Origin of the sequence: Pseudomonas sp. efr-133-TYG-23 (genome assembly GCF_030209215.1) — a bacterium.
Taxonomy (GTDB): domain Bacteria; phylum Pseudomonadota; class Gammaproteobacteria; order Pseudomonadales; family Pseudomonadaceae; genus Aquipseudomonas; species Aquipseudomonas rhodesiae.
The window spans coordinates 12,655-28,388 of record NZ_JARVSL010000019.1 but is presented as its reverse complement, the minus strand read 5'-3'; the positions used below and the strand labels follow the sequence as shown (position 1 = coordinate 28,388).

The 15,734-nt window shown below is 62.0% G+C and carries 14 protein-coding genes and 1 pseudogene; 8 read left to right on the top strand and 7 right to left on the bottom strand.

The window, feature by feature from the left end:
- Positions 1-90: 90 nt before the first annotated feature.
- Together QRN41_RS12835 and QRN41_RS12830 are read right to left on the bottom strand one after the other, a co-directional pair.
- A complete protein-coding gene (locus tag QRN41_RS12835) occupies positions 91-957 on the bottom strand; it encodes a pirin family protein (protein WP_167417567.1) in 867 nt (288 codons plus the stop codon).
- Between the two features lie 64 nt (positions 958-1,021).
- On the bottom strand, positions 1,022-1,438 hold the full coding sequence (locus QRN41_RS12830) for an OsmC family protein (RefSeq protein WP_034096676.1): 417 nt from the start codon (positions 1,436-1,438) through the stop codon (positions 1,022-1,024).
- A gap of 141 nt (positions 1,439-1,579) precedes the next feature.
- On the opposite strand from QRN41_RS12830, the gene QRN41_RS12825 reads away from it, so the two are divergent.
- The gene (locus tag QRN41_RS12825; RefSeq protein WP_040266353.1) at positions 1,580-2,602 is read left to right on the top strand and encodes an amidohydrolase family protein; all 1,023 of its coding nucleotides are present in this window, start codon (positions 1,580-1,582) and stop codon (positions 2,600-2,602) included.
- 85 nt (positions 2,603-2,687) lie between these two features.
- Here the strand turns inward: QRN41_RS12825 and fabB are convergent, their stop codons facing one another.
- From fabB to QRN41_RS12800, 5 genes are all read right to left on the bottom strand, one after another.
- A complete protein-coding gene (fabB, locus tag QRN41_RS12820) occupies positions 2,688-3,908 on the bottom strand; it encodes a beta-ketoacyl-ACP synthase I (protein WP_034096678.1) in 1,221 nt (406 codons plus the stop codon).
- Between the two features lie 11 nt (positions 3,909-3,919).
- Entirely contained in the window at positions 3,920-4,435 is a 516-nt protein-coding gene (gene fabA, locus QRN41_RS12815; RefSeq protein ID WP_010211704.1) for a 3-hydroxyacyl-[acyl-carrier-protein] dehydratase FabA, read from the bottom strand.
- 249 nt (positions 4,436-4,684) lie between these two features.
- Positions 4,685-6,586, bottom strand: a complete 1,902-nt coding sequence (locus QRN41_RS12810) for an ATP-binding protein (RefSeq protein ID WP_099313125.1) — start codon at positions 6,584-6,586, stop codon at positions 4,685-4,687.
- Positions 6,583-7,512 carry an ABC transporter substrate-binding protein gene (locus QRN41_RS12805; RefSeq protein WP_285421633.1) on the bottom strand — a complete coding sequence of 310 codons (930 nt, stop codon included), beginning with the start codon at positions 7,510-7,512 and terminating at the stop codon, positions 6,583-6,585. The genes QRN41_RS12810 and QRN41_RS12805 overlap by 4 nt, the downstream gene beginning before the upstream one ends.
- 1 nt (position 7,513) lies before the next feature.
- On the bottom strand, positions 7,514-9,634 hold the full coding sequence (locus QRN41_RS12800; protein WP_342356320.1) for a TonB-dependent receptor plug domain-containing protein: 2,121 nt from the start codon (positions 9,632-9,634) through the stop codon (positions 7,514-7,516).
- A 195-nt stretch (positions 9,635-9,829) separates the two neighbouring features.
- Between QRN41_RS12800 and QRN41_RS12795 the strand changes: the two genes are divergently transcribed.
- The 7 genes and pseudogenes from QRN41_RS12795 (at position 9,830) to QRN41_RS12765 (ending at position 15,627) form a co-directional block, all read left to right on the top strand.
- Positions 9,830-10,855, top strand: coding sequence for an NAD(P)H-dependent glycerol-3-phosphate dehydrogenase (locus tag QRN41_RS12795; protein ID WP_034137574.1), 1,026 nt, complete (start codon positions 9,830-9,832; stop codon positions 10,853-10,855).
- Positions 10,856-10,865: 10 nt separating this feature from the next.
- Complete coding sequence (locus QRN41_RS12790; RefSeq protein WP_034096682.1) at positions 10,866-11,213, top strand: DUF4389 domain-containing protein; 348 nt, start codon at positions 10,866-10,868, stop codon at positions 11,211-11,213.
- Complete coding sequence (sixA, locus tag QRN41_RS12785; protein WP_034096683.1) at positions 11,210-11,659, top strand: phosphohistidine phosphatase SixA; 450 nt, start codon at positions 11,210-11,212, stop codon at positions 11,657-11,659. The genes QRN41_RS12790 and sixA overlap by 4 nt, the downstream gene beginning before the upstream one ends.
- 85 nt (positions 11,660-11,744) lie before the next feature.
- A pseudogene (locus QRN41_RS12780) lies at positions 11,745-13,400 on the top strand (AMP-binding protein).
- 31 nt (positions 13,401-13,431) lie between these two features.
- Positions 13,432-13,875, top strand: coding sequence for a hotdog fold thioesterase (locus QRN41_RS12775; RefSeq protein WP_034112721.1), 444 nt, complete (start codon positions 13,432-13,434; stop codon positions 13,873-13,875).
- Between the two features lie 97 nt (positions 13,876-13,972).
- Positions 13,973-14,776 (top strand): alpha/beta fold hydrolase, encoded by an 804-nt coding sequence (locus QRN41_RS12770; RefSeq protein ID WP_034096686.1) that lies wholly within the window; start codon positions 13,973-13,975, stop codon positions 14,774-14,776.
- Complete coding sequence (locus QRN41_RS12765) at positions 14,773-15,627, top strand: alpha/beta hydrolase (RefSeq protein ID WP_285421632.1); 855 nt, start codon at positions 14,773-14,775, stop codon at positions 15,625-15,627. Before QRN41_RS12770 ends, QRN41_RS12765 begins: the two co-directional genes overlap by 4 nt.
- The last annotated feature ends 107 nt before the right edge of the window (positions 15,628-15,734 follow it).

The window sequence follows — 15,734 nt, the reverse complement described above, 5'->3', positions numbered from 1 at the left end:
GCCTGTTCCGGCGTTATCGGGGGCAAGCCCCCTCCCACACATGATTGGATTCAGATCGTCAAAATGTGGGAGGGGGTTTGCCCTCGATGGCTATCTCCCAGGCAACTCAATCCTTTCCGATTCCCCCGGAACCGTTGGCCAATCCCCAGCCGCCCAACGCTGCCTGGCCTGCTCGATCACCGCAGGATCACTCGCGACAAAATTCCAATTGATCCGCCTCGGTCCATCCAGCGGTGCTCCGCCCAACACCACCAGATGACAGTCGGATTCGGCAAACAACGTCATCGTCTCTCCCTTCGGCAATACAACTAGGCTATGCACCTGCAACGGTTCGCCGTCGAGCTGCGCGTCACCTGCCAGCATATACACGGCGCGTTCCTCATACTCATCGGGGATCAGCAGCGTGGTGGCCGTTTGCATGTGCACATCGGCATACAACGTGGGCGACAGTACGGGCACCGGTGACTTAAGGCAGAAGCCAGTGCCGGCAATCAAGCGGATCTGCACGCCCAGTGCGTCGCTGACTGGCAAACTCGCTGCCGGGTGATGGCTGTAATGGCCTGGCCCGGTTTCGTGGTCCCTGGGGGACGCCAGCCACACTTGCAGGCCATGCAGCGCAAAACCGCTGGCCTTGAGCGCCTCGGGTGTGCGCTCGACGTGGGCAATTGCGCTGCCGGCGGTCATCCAACTGACATCGCCCGGCTGCACCACTTGATCGGAGCCCAGGCTGTCTTTGTGCTGCAATTCGCCCTCGAACAGGTAGGTAAGGGTCGAAAGCCCGATGTGCGGATGCTGGCGGATATCCATGCCGGTGCCGGGGGTATAGCGGGTCGGCAGCATATGATCGAAGAAGACGAATGGCCCGACGCTTCGGCAGTCTCGCGACGGTAGCGGGCGCAGAATCGGCTGGCCCTCGACATCTTCCTGGCGCGGGCGAATCACGGTGAGGGTGGTCATGGTGCATCCCTGTCTGAGCGGGTTGGAATGCGCTGAGCATAACCCGCTCGACAGGAGCTTGCCGCTATTGGCTGAAGGCGCCTTCGGAGAGGGTGGTCTCGATGTTGATGTCGGCGGTGGTCATCAGTTTGTGGACCGGGCAGCGATCGGCCACGTGGTGCAGCTCATCACGCTGAGCGTCGCTGAGCACGCCCTTGAGGGTCAGCTTGACGTTGAGCGCGTAGCGGCCTTTTTGCTCTTGGGCGGCGTCGTGGGTCACTTCAACGGTGACACCGGTCAGCGGGATATCTTTTTTTTGCGCGTAGAGCCTGACCGTCAAGGCCTTGCACGAGGCCAGCGCGGCGTCGAAGTAATCGTGGGGGGAGGGCGCAGAGTCGTCGCCACCCAGGTCTTTGGGAAGGTCGGTAAACAGCTCGTGGTGATTGATATTGACGCTGTGGCGATAGTTTTCGGTGTTCAGCGTGTTGACGATAACAGACATGGCAAACCTCACAGGGATGGCAGGATGAAGGTCATGCAGTTATAGAGCATGCTGGCACTTAGGTGTTCCTGCTTTTTTTGGGATGAACCCGCCAAGGGAGGGCAGGGTCTACCTGTATCCCACGCCTATCGAGAGCTTACCGTGCCCTGGACCCGCTTGAGTCTTGCCCTGTTGGTCGCCTGCAGCAGCACCGCCTTGGAGGCGCGCGACTATGCCTACAGCGATGCGCACCTGCATTACGTGGATTTCTTTCAAGAAAGCGCGGGCATGGACAAACTGCTCAAGGCCATGACGGAAAATCGCATCGAGCATGTAATGATTTCTGGCATACCCGTGGCCAAGAAATGGCATGAAGACGAACCCAAGCGCCCACGCTACTACGCTGGCGATGATGCTGATGCCTACTGGTACAGCGCCACCGATGTGATCGTGGCGGCCGCGGTGAACAAGCTGACCCCGGCCCAGCGCCGGCACTTTCACCCGTTTCTGTCTGGCTTCAACCCCAATGACAAAAACTCCGACGCGCATATCCAGCGCATGCTCGACCTCAATCCGGGACTGTGGCAGGGCATCGGCGAGGTGTTCACCCGTCACGATGATCTGACGGCCCTGACGTCCGGCGACACCCCGCGCGCGAACAACGAGGCCATGACCCGCATTTATCACCTGGCCGCCGAAAACGACCTGCCGGTGATGCTGCATTCCAACATCACCTCCAAGCGCGAGCGCAACCCGCTGTACCTGGCCGAAGTGGAAGAACCGCTGCGCAACCACCCGCACACCCGGTTTATCTGGGCGCATGCCGGTACCAGCAAAGAGATTCACCGGCATCAGGTGCAGATGGACTTTCTATTGCCCACCTTGAGCCGTTTGCTGGAGTCGTACCCCAACCTGTATGTGGATTTGTCCTGGAGCATGCTCACGCCTTATCTGCTGGACGAGGCGGGCAAACCACGGCCTGAGTGGGTGGCCCTGGTGGAGCGCTTCCCGGAGCGCTTTATGCTGGGCTCTGACGTCGTCGGACGCTTCAACAAGCTGGGTAAGGAAATGCACCGCTTCGATCCCTTTCTTGACGCGCTGCCTGAAGCGGTGGCCCGTAAAGTGGCGCGCGATAACTTCCTGGCCGTGCTGCCTAAGAGCCATCAAGATGACGGTGCTCCTTGAGCCCGTACCTGCACCAGGATTTTCCGTAGCCCATAAAAAAGCCCCGAACCAGTCGGGGCTTTTTTATGGGAACAACCTACAGGGCTTACTTGCCCTGCCAGCGCTTCAGCACCAGGGTGGCGTTGGTGCCACCGAAGCCGAAGCTGTTGCTCATCACGGTGTCGATCTTGGCGTTCTCGACAGTCTTGGTCAGGATCGGCATATCGGCGACGACCGGGTCGATCTCTTCGATGTTGGCCGAGCCGGCCATGAAGTTGCCTTCCATCATCAGCAGGCAGTAGATCGCCTCGTGAACGCCAGCGGCGCCCAGGGAGTGACCGGATAGGCTCTTGGTGGAGCTGATTTTCGGAGCCTTGTCGCCGAATACCGCACGCACGCCTTCCATTTCCTTGGCATCGCCGACCGGGGTCGAAGTGCCGTGGGTGTTCAGGTAGTCGATAGGGGTATCCACGGTGGACATGGCCATCTGCATGCAGCGGATGGCGCCTTCGCCGCTTGGCGCAACCATGTCGTAGCCGTCGGAAGTGGCGCCGTAGCCGACGATTTCCGCGTAGATCTTGGCGCCACGGGCCAGAGCGTGTTCCAGCTCCTCGACCACCACCATGCCGCCACCGCCGGCGATGACGAAACCGTCACGCTTGGCGTCGTAGGCACGGGAGGCTTTTTCCGGGGTTTCGTTGTACTGGGTGGACAGCGCGCCCATGGCGTCGAACAGGAACGACTGGCTCCAATGTTCTTCTTCACCGCCGCCGGCGAAAACGATGTCCTGCTTGCCCAGTTGGATCTGCTCGACCGCGGTACCGATGCAGTGAGCACTGGTGGCGCAGGCGGAGGAGATCGAGTAGTTCACGCCCTTGATCTGGAACGGCGTGGCCAGGCAGGCCGAAACGGTGCTGCCCATGGTGCGGGTGACACGGTACGGGCCGACGCGCTTGACGCCTTTTTCGCGCAGGATATCCAGCGCTTCCATCTGGTTCAGGGTGGATGCACCGCCCGAGCCGGCGATCAGGCCGGTGCGCACGTTCGAAACCTGGTCGTCGCTCAGGCCGGAGTCGGCGATGGCGTCTTTCATGGCCAGGTAGGCGTAGGCGGCGGCGTGGCCGACGAAGCGGTAGATCTTGCGATCGATCAGTTCTTCGAGGGGTAGGTCGATGGAGCCGGAAACCTGGCTACGCAGACCCATTTCGGCATATTCCGGGTTGAAGCGGATGCCAGGGCGACTTGCACGCAGGTTAGCGGTGACGGTCTCTTTGTCATTGCCCAGGCAAGAAACGATGCCCAGACCAGTGATAACGACGCGGCGCATGCGGATAACCCTTAAAAGTTGTCAGTGGAAGTGAATACGCCGACCCGAAGGCCTTCGGCAGTATAGATCTCGCGACCGTCGACGCTCACCGAACCATCGGCGATGGCCAGGTTCAGCTTGCCCTTGAGGACGCGCTTGATTTGAATGTTATAGGTGACTTTCTTGGCGGTCGGCAGGACCTGGCCGAAGAACTTCACTTCGCCCGAACCCAGGGCGCGGCCGCGGCCCGGCAGGCCTTGCCAGCCGAGGAAGAAACCGACTAACTGCCACATGGCGTCAAGGCCCAGGCAGCCCGGCATGACAGGGTCGCCTTCGAAATGGCACGCGAAGAACCACAGGTCAGGGGTGATATCCAGCTCGGCGACCAATTCACCTTTGCCGTACTTGCCACCCTCTTCGCTGATATGGGTGATGCGATCCACCATCAGCATGTTAGGGGCGGGCAGTTGCGCGTTACCTGGGCCGAACAGCTCACCGCGACTGCAGCGCAGCAGGTCTTCCCGGGTAAAGGCGTTTTGTTTGGTCATGCGAGCTCCTCAATAATCCCATGCGGCAGGGTAGGGCAAATCTTCCCGAACCGACTGAAGCGTTCATGCCTCAGACCGGCAGCCTACACATAGACTATTGCGTTGTAGTGAAAGTCACAGCGTCAAGGTACTGAATGTACACTTGTTCACTGAAATTTTAAACCGGGCCCGTTCAAGGGCCCGTTTGGGTGCCTAAGACTGCCGCACTTTCGTCTTTCACGCCAGTCGCAGTTGGCTGATAAGGCCGTATTACTGCACCCAACGCTGCAGGACATGCTGCAAATCCGTACGTTTGAACGGCTTGGCCAGGTAATCGTTCATTCCGGCCGCCAGACAGGCTTCACGGTCGCCCTGCAAGGCATTGGCGGTGAGCGCAATGATCGGCAAATCGGCGCAGCCGGGTAACTGGCGAATCTGTCGGGTGGCTTCGTAGCCGTCGATCAGCGGCAGTCGGCAGTCCATCAGGATCGCGGTGAAAATCAGGCTCTCGGCGCTGCGTATCGCCTCGGCGCCGTCGGTGGCCAGGCTCACCTCAAACCCCAGACTGCGCAGCATGGCCTCGACCACCGTGCGGTTGACCGGGTTGTCCTCCACCAACAGCACATGGCGCCCTTCGCCAGCGCTATTTTTACGTTCGGCATCCGGGGCGATGGACGGCAGGCTCTGCTGATCAATCGCCAGAGGGATTTCCAGGGTAAACACCGAGCCGCGACCTTCTTCGCTCTGGGCGCGCAGGGTGCCGCCCATGCGTTCGGCCAGTGTGCGGGCGATGGGCAGGCCGAGGCCGGTGCCGCCGTAACGTCTTGAAATGGAACTGTCGGCTTGCTGGAACGCGTCGAACATCAATTCCAGGCGTTCGGCGGAAATCCCGATGCCGCTGTCGCGCACCGTGCAGGTGAACCACACCAGTTCATGGTCGAGGGTCTGCCAGTGCGGCTCGACACTGACGCTGCCGTGTTCGGTGAACTTCAGCGCATTGCCGATCAGGTTCACTAGAATCTGGCGGATACGCGTAGGGTCGCCCCGCACCCGCAGTGCGTCCATACCCGGCGGGATCGGCAAGCGCAGCGCTAGCCCTCGTTGCTGGGCGCTATGTTGGAAGGCCTGGGCGCAACTGTTGATCAGGTCGGCGAGGTTGAACGGAATATGTTCAAGTTCCAGAGCTGCGCGCTCGATGCGCGAAAAATCGAGAATATCGTTGATCACCTTGAGCAGATGCTCGGTGGATTCGGAGGCCAGCGCCGCGTATTCGGTCTGCTCCTCAGTCATCTCGGTGGTTTCCAGCAATTGCAGCATGCCCAGTACACCGTTCATCGGCGTGCGCAATTCGTGGCTCATCATCGCCAGGAAATCCGACTTGGCATTGTTGGCGCGCTCGGCCTCTTCGCGGGTCTGGATCAACTGGGCCATGGCCTGCTGCTGTTCGCGGCTGGCCTGGTTGAGACCTTCGGCCAGGTTGTTGATATGCCGCGACAGGTCACCCAGTTCCGAGTCGTCCACAATCGGCAGCGCCGTCTTGTACTGGCCTTGCTGGATGGCCTTTACAGCGTTGCCCATCGCGCTGATCGGCTGGGACAGGCTGGCGGCCAGGCGTCGGGCGAGCAAGAAGGTAAACAGCAGCGTGAACAGCGCGAGAATCCCGGCCTTGAACAGGATTTCCTGCTGGCGTTGGCTGAACGCATCGTTGGACATGCCGACAATGACCCGGCCCAGATAATCCGCGCGCGGGGCCTTCGGCTCGGTGAGGTTGTCCTGGAAAAAGTCATTGCCCAGCTGAATGTGCTGCAGACGGATCGGCGCCTGGAACACTTTTACCGACAGCGAGCGGTCATGTTTTTCCGAGGGCTGTTCGACATATACCAAGATGTTTTCGGCGCTGTCCTGGATTTCCAGAAAACGCACATGGGGCGTTGCCAGGGTGGCGCGCAGCAGGCTTTCGAGCACATCGTTGTTGCCGGAAATCACCCCGTATTCGGTGGCCGGGGCCAGTTGGTTGGCGATCAATTGGCCGGTGTGATCCAGCTCCTGGCGCAAGTCCTGGATACGCACGAAGGTAAAGAAGCTGATCAACAGCAACGTCAGTAACAACGCCGGCCCCAGGGTAATGAGCTGGGTGCGGGTGTTGATGCCCCAACGACGGCGCAGGCTCATGGGCGTTTTTCTCCTTCGGCCAGGCGGGCGGCGACGTTGGCTTCGTCGAACTGTTCGATGCCCAGTGAGCGCGCCACTTGCGGGTTGCCCACGACTTTGAAGTGGTCCGGATACAGCGAGCGCGGCCAGTTCGCCGGGGCGTGGTCGAGCAGGCGGTCCAGCACCGCCAGCCAATCGGCCTGGTCGCTGTAGGTACTGGCCAAGCTGCCGGCGCGCACGAATCCTGCATTTGGGCCCACCAATGGCAATTGTTGGGCATAACTGCTCAGTAACAGGTTTTTCGCGGTTTTCGGGTTGTACAGCTGCGGGTCATCCAGGCCGAGCAGTACGTCGCTATTCCTGAACAGGTTTTGCAGCGGGCGACTGTCACTGATGGTGTCCCAGCGCTGGGGCACGATGGTCATGTCCAGGGGCTCCGCATGCTGGCGCAGTTCCGGCAGCAGGAACTCACTCTCGGTACCGTAAAGCACACCGATGCGGCGGGCTCGCGGCAGGATACTGGCGATCAGGCGCAATTGCCGTTCCAGAGGCGGATCGCTCCACAGCAGGCTCACGCGCGGATGCTGGGCGGCGCCAGGACGTCGGTGAGCCTGCAACCGGCTGATACGCAGCACCAGTGTCGGTGGGCCCATGTTGTCTTGCAGGCGCCAATCGAGGCTGGCCAAGTCCAGCAGGATCAGGCGCGTGCTGGCAGGCACGCGCCCGGGGGCGGGTAAGTCTTTGAGCGGGGTGAACGTTACGTGGTCTTCGGGACGTTGCTGGGCCAGGGCCTGGGTGAAAGCATGCACACCGTCACTGTCTTCGGCGGCGGTCAGCAGGATCTCGGCCGCCCACGTCGGCGACGCCAGCAGCAGGCACGCCAGCAGCGCACAATGGCGCCAGAGCTTATGGATAGAAAGGGAAGTCATCCGTGACGGGCCGGTCATGCTAGAACTCTAACTCTGCGCTGAAATACAGCACATGGCGCTGGTCGTAGGTGTTATCAGCCCAGGTGGTCGGCTGGTCGTCGAGGCGTTGTTGCAACATGCCGGCCAGCTCCACATTGGCTTTGCCCAACGCGATGCGCTTGGCCACCCGCAGGTCGACCCGTTCGAAGCGGTATTGGTTGAGCGCATCGTCGCCGTAGTAGAACAGCGCGCTGGACCAGCCATGTCCCCATTCACGCAGCCAGCCGGCCGAGCCACTGTTACGCGCGGTTTGTGCTTTGTCCAACCGGTTGCTGGCGCTGGCATCGACATACGCATACGTCAGCCGCAGGCGGTCGGCGTTACTCACGCGCCAGTCGAACTGAGATTCGGCGCCGGTAAAGCGCGAGCTGTTGGCGTTGCTGGCGATGTATTGGTTATTGCGCAATGGCGAACTGATCATGTCGGTGATTTCGTCATAGAACAGTTTTACGTCCATGTTCAACCCGATGTCGGCGAAGAAGCCGTTATAGCCCAGTTCCCGCGAGCGCATCCGCTCTTTGTCGAGGTTACCCGGCCCCCGGGTCTTGACGAAGTATTGCGCGGAGGTCTGGCCAAACGCCGGGGAACTCAGGTTGGTGACGCGGTAGCTCCAGTTGACGTTGTTCTCGAACATGTCCGGCGAGCGGATCGCCTCGGAGTACACGGCGCGCAGGCCATGGCGCGGGTTGATCAGATAGTTGACCGCCACCCGCGGTGTCAGTGAATTGCCGCTCAGGTGCGTGTCTTCATACATGGCGCCGCCCTGCAGCAGCCAATGTTCGCTGGCGCGCCATTCCAACTGGCCGAACAGGCGCCAGGTGGTGTCGTCCAGGGTGCCGTTGAAGTAGGTGTCGGAGTCGGCGCGGTCGTAGCGGTAGTTCATGCCGCTGACCAGGCGCAGGCTGTCGGACAGACTCAGGGTGTCCTGCAGCTCCAGGTCGTAGCGGCTTTCGCGGGTGCTTTGGTCGATATCGCCGCAGACGCTCTGGTTGGCGCCGTTGCGCCATTGATCCAACACCTGATTGGCCAGCGCTTGTTCGGCGGCGCTGCCCGGTGGTGCGCTGCCCTGGCTGTAGACGTCCATATGCCGGGCCAGTTTTTCCGCGTAGTTGGGGTTCAATTGCCACAGCTGGGTCAGCTCCGGGCTGAACGAGACCTTGGCGTCGCAGGCTTTCCAGATTTGCCGACGATCCCATTGCTGGGCCGACCCCTGGATGTACAGGCTGTGTTCGGGGTTGAAGTCGACATTCCAGCGCAGGGAAGCGGCGTAGTCCTTGGCGGTAACGTCAGAATTATTACCGCCTTCGGTAATGCCGGCGAACACCGGGCTGTAGGTATATGGACGCTGATTGGTGCCTTCCTTGGCATCCAATTGCCAGTCGATGCTTTGCTGCGCATTCAGCGTCTGGCTGACCGCCAGGCTGAAGCGGTTGAGGCGTCGGCCGTCACGGCGGTCGGCGCCGGCGGCGTCGCTGTCGAAGCCGTCGTCCTGTTGCCCGGACAAAGACAGGCGCAGATCGCCGGTCTCCCAACCTACGCCCTGGCTGGCATAGAAGTCGTTGATGCCGCGCTCGCCGCGAATCACCTTGACCCGCGAACCGTGGCTGTTGGCCGGGGAGCGCGTGAGGATATTGACCACCGCCATCAGTGCATTGGCGCCATAGCTGACGGTGTTGGGGCCGCGGAACACCTCGATGCGCTCGATATCCTCCATGGCCACCGGGATGTCGCTCCAGTCCACGGTGGCCAGACCCGCGCGATACACCGAACGGCCGTCGATCAACACCTGCATGCGCCGCGCGTCGCTGGCGCTGGTGCCGTGGTAGTTGACCGCCGCCTGATTGCCGGTGGTGTAGCCGACCATCATGCCCGGTACCAGACGCAGCAGTTCGCTGATGTCCCGCGCGCCGCTGGCCTTGATCAACTCGCTGTCGATCACCGTCATGCTGCCGGGTACGGCGGCGGCCGATTGCTTGAGGCGCGTGGCGGTCAATACCTGCGGCAGCGGCTGGCTGTCGAGGAACAGATCGTCGGCCAGCACGGCGTTGCTGCACAACAGCATCAGCAAGAGAGAGGAGCGCGGAGGAGGGCCCAAATACACGGTGCGGCCTTGATAATGACGGATAGCCGCCCATGTTAACTGAGGCGCGGCCATTTGCCATTCGCCGCGCCCGTAATTACGTCATGCCGCTATGGCATTTTCCGACAAACGCGCGAATTGACACGGGGGCTGGCCGCAAGCGGGTCGCTCCGTATAATGCCGCCATCGCCACTGGTATGGATTAACGGATTGCATATGACTGAACAGCGCCCTATTGCGGTCCTGGGAGGCGGAAGTTTCGGTACCGCCGTGGCTAACCTGCTGGCGGAGAACGGCCACCCGGTGCGCCAGTGGATGCGTGATCCCGAGCAGGCCGAGGCCATCCGTGTACACCGGGAAAACCCGCGCTACCTTAAAGGCATCAAGATCCACCCGGCAGTCGAGCCGGTCACCGATCTGCTGGCCACTCTTACAGACTGCGAGCTGTGTTTCGTCGCGCTGCCCTCCAGCGCCTTGCGCGCGGTGCTATCGCCCCATGCCGAACGCCTGGCGGGCAAGATGCTGGTCAGCCTGACCAAGGGCATCGAGGCGCAGACTTTCAAGCTGATGAGCCAAATCCTCGAAGAAATCGCGCCCCAGGCCCGCATCGGCGTGCTATCTGGGCCGAACCTGGCGCGGGAAGTGGCCGAGCACGCCTTGACCGCCACCGTGGTGGCCAGTGACGACGAGGCGTTGTGCGAGCGCGTCCAGGCGGTGTTGCATGGCCGCACGTTCCGGGTCTACGCCAGCAGCGACCGTTTTGGCGTGGAGCTGGGCGGCGCGTTGAAAAACGTCTACGCGATCATCGCCGGCATGGCGGTGGCGCTGGGCATGGGCGAAAACACCAAGAGCATGCTGATCACCCGCGCCCTGGCGGAGATGACCCGCTTCGCGGTGAATCAGGGGGCCAATCCTATGACCTTCCTCGGGCTGGCCGGCGTGGGCGATTTGATCGTCACCTGTTCGTCGCCCAAAAGCCGCAACTACCAAGTGGGGTTCGCCCTCGGCCAGGGTTTGAGCCTGGATGAGGCCGTCACGCGCCTGGGCGAAGTGGCCGAAGGGGTCAACACGCTCAAAGTGCTCAAGGCCAAGGCCCAGGAGGCGGGTGTGTATATGCCGCTGGTCGCCGGGTTGCACGCGATCCTGTTCGAAGGGCGCACCTTGAATCAGGTCATCGAACTGCTGATGCGGGCCGAGCCCAAAACCGACGTCGACTTTATTTCCACCAGTGGTTTCAACTGAGGAACGCACCATGAACGATCCGAAAGCAGCCCCCAAGTATGAAGCCATCGGCCTGCGCATCCTGTGGATGCTGGTGTTTGCCCTGGTCTGGCAAGTGGCGCAGTTCCTCCTCGGTGTGCTGGTGGTGGTGCAACTGATTTATCGCCTGATCTACGGCGCGCCGAACCTCGGCTTGATGAATGTCGGCGACAGCCTCAGCCAGTTCCTGGCGCAGATCGGTCGTTTCGGCAGTTTCCATACCGAGCAAAAGCCTTGGCCGTTCGCTGATTGGCCGGCACCGCGCGTACCCGAAGGCGAAGCGGCTCACAGCGTGCCACCGGCACCGCACCCGGTCCGCGACGAAGAGCCGAAACTGTGAAGCTGTGGATTCTGCGCCACGGCGAGGCCGAGGCTCATGCGCGCACCGACGCCGAACGCAACCTCACCGAGCGTGGCCGCGCTGAAGTATTGCGCAGCGCCGCGCACCTGATCGGTCAGCCCCTTGGCGCGATCATCGCCAGCCCCTACGTGCGGGCACAGCAGACCGCCCGACTGGTGCGCGAGGCGTTGGGTTTTGTGCCGGACATTCGCACGGTGCCGTGGCTGACGCCCGAGGGCAGCCCAGAGCAAGTGCTGGCGCATCTGGAGGCTGAGGACAATGTACTGCTGGTCAGCCATCAACCGTTGGTGGGCAATCTCATCAGCTTTCTGCAACACGGCCATTCGCGCCAGCCGCAGCCAATGTACACCGCCAGCCTGGCGCAGCTGGAGGGCGAATTTGCGTTGGCGGGGCTGATGAGCCTGGTGAGCGTAAAAAATCCTTAGGGGATGGATCTTCTTTGTGGGTGCTCTATAGTCAGCCGAGCAAGTGCTTGGTTGGTTATAGTCGAACCACAAAGGAGCGCGTTCCATGCCTGTCGCTGTTCGTTTGCCGCTACCGGTGTTCTTCGAGCGAGAAACCCGTCACCCCCACAAGACGTTTCTGGTGCAGCCCTTGGGCGGCGGCGAGGTGCAGCGCCTTACCTGGGCGGACGCGGGCCAGCAGGCCCGCCGCGCCGCCCAATGGCTGCGTGAGCGGGCGTTGCCCCCCGGCTCGCACATTGCCCTGATTTCGAAAAACTGCGCCCATTGGATCATCGCCGATCTCGCGATCTGGATGGCCGGGCACGTTTCGGTGCCGCTGTACCCCAATCTCACCGCTGATTCCGTCGCCCATGTGCTGACCCATTCCGAGGCGGCGCTGGTGCTGGTCGGCAAACTCGACGACTGGCCCGCCATGGCGCCTGGCGTGCCCCACGGCGTGCCGACCATCAGCCTGCCGTTGTGCCCGCCTGGCGTGTTCGATTTCAGTTGGGCCGATCTACAAGCCTGCGCACCGATTGAGGACGATCCGACGCCCGATGCCACGGCGCTTGCAACCATCATCTACACCTCCGGCACCACCGGCCTGCCTAAAGGCGTGATGCACAGCTTCGGCGCCTTGGGGTTTGCCGCCACCCGTGGCACGCAACTGTTCGGCCTGGGGGAGGGCGATCGGTTGCTGTCGTACCTGCCGCTGTGCCATGTGGCAGAGCGGATGTTCGTGGAATTGGCGGCGATCTACACCGGGCAAACGGTATTTTTCGCCGAGAGCCTCGACACATTTCTAACCGACCTGCGCCGGGCGCGGCCCACCGCTTTGTTCGGCGTACCGCGGATCTGGAGCAAATTCCAACTGGGTGTCTACGCCAAGGTGCCGCCGCGCCGCCTGGATAGGCTATTGCGCCTGCCGTTTATCGGGCCGCGTATAGGCCGCAAAGTACTTGCCGGCCTGGGGCTGGACGCGCTGCGCGTTGCGCTGTCCGGCGCGGCGCCAGTGCCCGAAGCTCTGCTGCACTGGTATCGGCGCCTCGGGCTGGATGTGCTGGAGGTGTACGGGATGACCGAAAGTTGCGGCTATTCCCACGTATGCCGCCCCGGCCAGCAGACCATCGGCTGGATCGGCGCCCCATGCCCCGACGTCGAGGTGCGCATCGACCCCGACGGTGAAGTGCAAGTGCGCAGCGAGGCCACCATGCTCGGTTACTTCAAAGACCCGGATAAAACCCGCGAAACCCTCACCGCCGACGGCTTCCTGCGTACCGGTGACAAAGGCGAGCAGGATGCCGAGGGGCGCCTGCGCCTGACCGGACGGCTCAAGGAAATCTTCAAGACCAGTAAGGGCAAATACGTCGCGCCAGCGCCCATCGAAAACCGCCTGGCCGAGCATGCACGGATCGAACAGGTGTGCGTGGTCGGCGATGGCCTGGCGGCGCCGATGGGCCTGTGCGTGTTGTCGCAAGCGGCCCCGAGCGAAGCGCGCGCGGCCTTGCAAGGCAGCCTTGAGCGTTGGTTGCAACAGACCAACGCCACGCTGGATAAACATGAGCGCTTGAGCCGATTGGTGGTGGTCAACGGCGTATGGGGCGTGTAAAACGGCTTTCTCACGCCCACCCTCAAAATCAAGCGCAACGTGATCGAAGCGACTTACGGCGCACATTTGCACGCTTGGAGCGAGCGCACCGAAGCGATTGTGTGGCAGGATTAGGGTCATCATAAAAACACCAAAGGACACCTGCATGAGCCTGTGGCGCACCCAACCGAATATCGAACACCTCAATGCCAGCCAGAAAAACACCATCGGTGAATTGCTGGATATCCGCTTCGAAAGCTTCGACGACGAGTCCCTGACCGCTAGCATGGTGGTCGATGCGCGCACGCACCAGCCGTTTGGCCTGCTGCATGGCGGCGCGTCGGTGGTGCTGGCCGAGAGTATCGGCTCGATGGCCGCGTACCTGTGCGTGGACACCAGCAAGTACTACTGCGTGGGCCTTGAAGTAAACGCCAACCACCTGCGCGGTGTGCGTAGCGGGCGGGTAACGGCGGTGGCCAGGGCCGTGCATATCGGCCGCAGCACGCAGGTATGGGATATCCGCCTGAGCAACGAAGAAGGCAAGCCCACCTGCATCTCGCGCCTGACCATGGCCGTGGTGCCGTTGGGCGAGAACCCGCCGGCCCGATAGGCATGGCGTGAGTGTCATCATTCCTGGCAGTTACAGTCATTGCCGTGCCTGCCGGGCATGCTGACAATCGAGTTCGGTTATTGCAGATGGATCCGGTATGTCGCAGCACGTGTTTTTCGCCCACGCCAATGGGTTCCCATCGGCCACCTACGGCAAGCTCTTTGCGGCCCTGGCCCCGGAATATACGGTGGCCCACCTGCCGCAGCACGGTCACGACCCACGGTTTCCGGTGGATGATAACTGGCAGAACCTGGTGGATGAACTGATCCATCATCTGGAGCAGCAGCCGCAACCGGTGTGGGGCGTGGGCCATTCCCTGGGCGGCGTTTTGCACTTGCACGCCGCCCTGCGATGCCCGCAGCTGTATCGCGGCGTGGTGATGCTCGATTCCCCGGTACTGACCCGCGCCGACCGCTGGGTGATCCGTGCCGCCAAGCGTTTTGGGTTTATCGACCGGCTGACCCCGGCCGGGCGCACCCTCGGCCGGCGCGAGGAGTTCGCCGACCTGGATGCCGCGCGCAGCTACTTCGCCGGCAAGACCCTGTTTCGTGGCTTCGATCCGGATTGCTTCGACGCCTACCTGCAACATGGCCTGCAAACGGTGGGCGATCGTCTGCGGCTGCGCTTCGACCCGGCTACCGAAATCAGTATCTACCGCGGCGTGCCCCACACCAGCCCCGGCCAAGTGCGCCAGATGAAGGTGCCGCTGGCGGTGGTGCGCGGTCGGCAGAGCCGCGTGGTAATGCGTCACCACGCCAGCGGCGTCGGGCGTTTGCCCATGGGCGAAATGCTCACCATGCCTGGCGGCCATATGTTCCCCCTCGAACGCCCGCAGGACACCGCGACCTTGATCAAGAACCTGTTCGCCCGTTGGGACGCCCGTGAGCGCAGCTGCGCATGAGCACATCAGTTGAAGAAGTGCGCCTGAGCTTGCCCCATATCGAGTTGGCCGCCCATTTGTTTGGGCCCGAGGACGGTTTGCCAGTGATCGCCTTGCATGGCTGGCTGGACAATGCCAACAGCTTCGCGCGCCTGGCGCCGAAGTTGACCGGGCTGCGCATTGTGGCCCTGGACATGGCCGGCCACGGGCACTCGGCGCACCGCCCGGTGGGCGCCGGCTATGCCTTGTGGGATTACGTGTTCGACGTGCTGCAAGTGGCCGAGCAACTGGGGTGGAAACGTTTTGCATTACTGGGGCATTCCCTCGGCGCCATTGTGTCCATGGTGCTGGCCGGGGCCTTACCCGAGCGTGTGACCCATCTGGGGTTGATTGACGGTGTGATCCCACCCACTGCGCCGGGCGATAATGCGGCCGAGCGGCTGGGCATGGCATTGCAGGCGCAACTGAACCTGCAGGGCAAACGTAAACCGGTGTACGGCACGCTGGAGCGCGCGGTCGAGGCGCGCATGAAAGGCTTGGTGGCCGTCAGCCGCGAGGCCGCTGAACTGCTGGCCCAGCGCGGTTTGATGCCGGTGCCTGGCGGTTACACCTGGCGCACGGACAGTCGCTTGACCCTGGCTTCGCCAATGCGCCTGACCGATGAGCAGGCGATGGCCTTCATACGGCGAGTTGACTGCCCTACGCAATTGGTGGTCGCTGCCGACGGCATGCTATCGAAACATCCCGAATTGCTTTCCCAGCTACCCTTTACGGTAACCACGCTGCCTGGTGGCCATCATTTACACCTGAATGATGAGCCTGGCGCGGTCCTTGTTGCAGACTGTTTCAATCGGTTCTTCTCCGCGCCTTGACTTGGCGCGGTCAACTGCCGAGGCTGGGCGGATTGAACGGGAGTCAACCATGCACATATTCAACACCGATCTTAATACCGCGACGCTTACCCTCGGTCAGGGCTCAC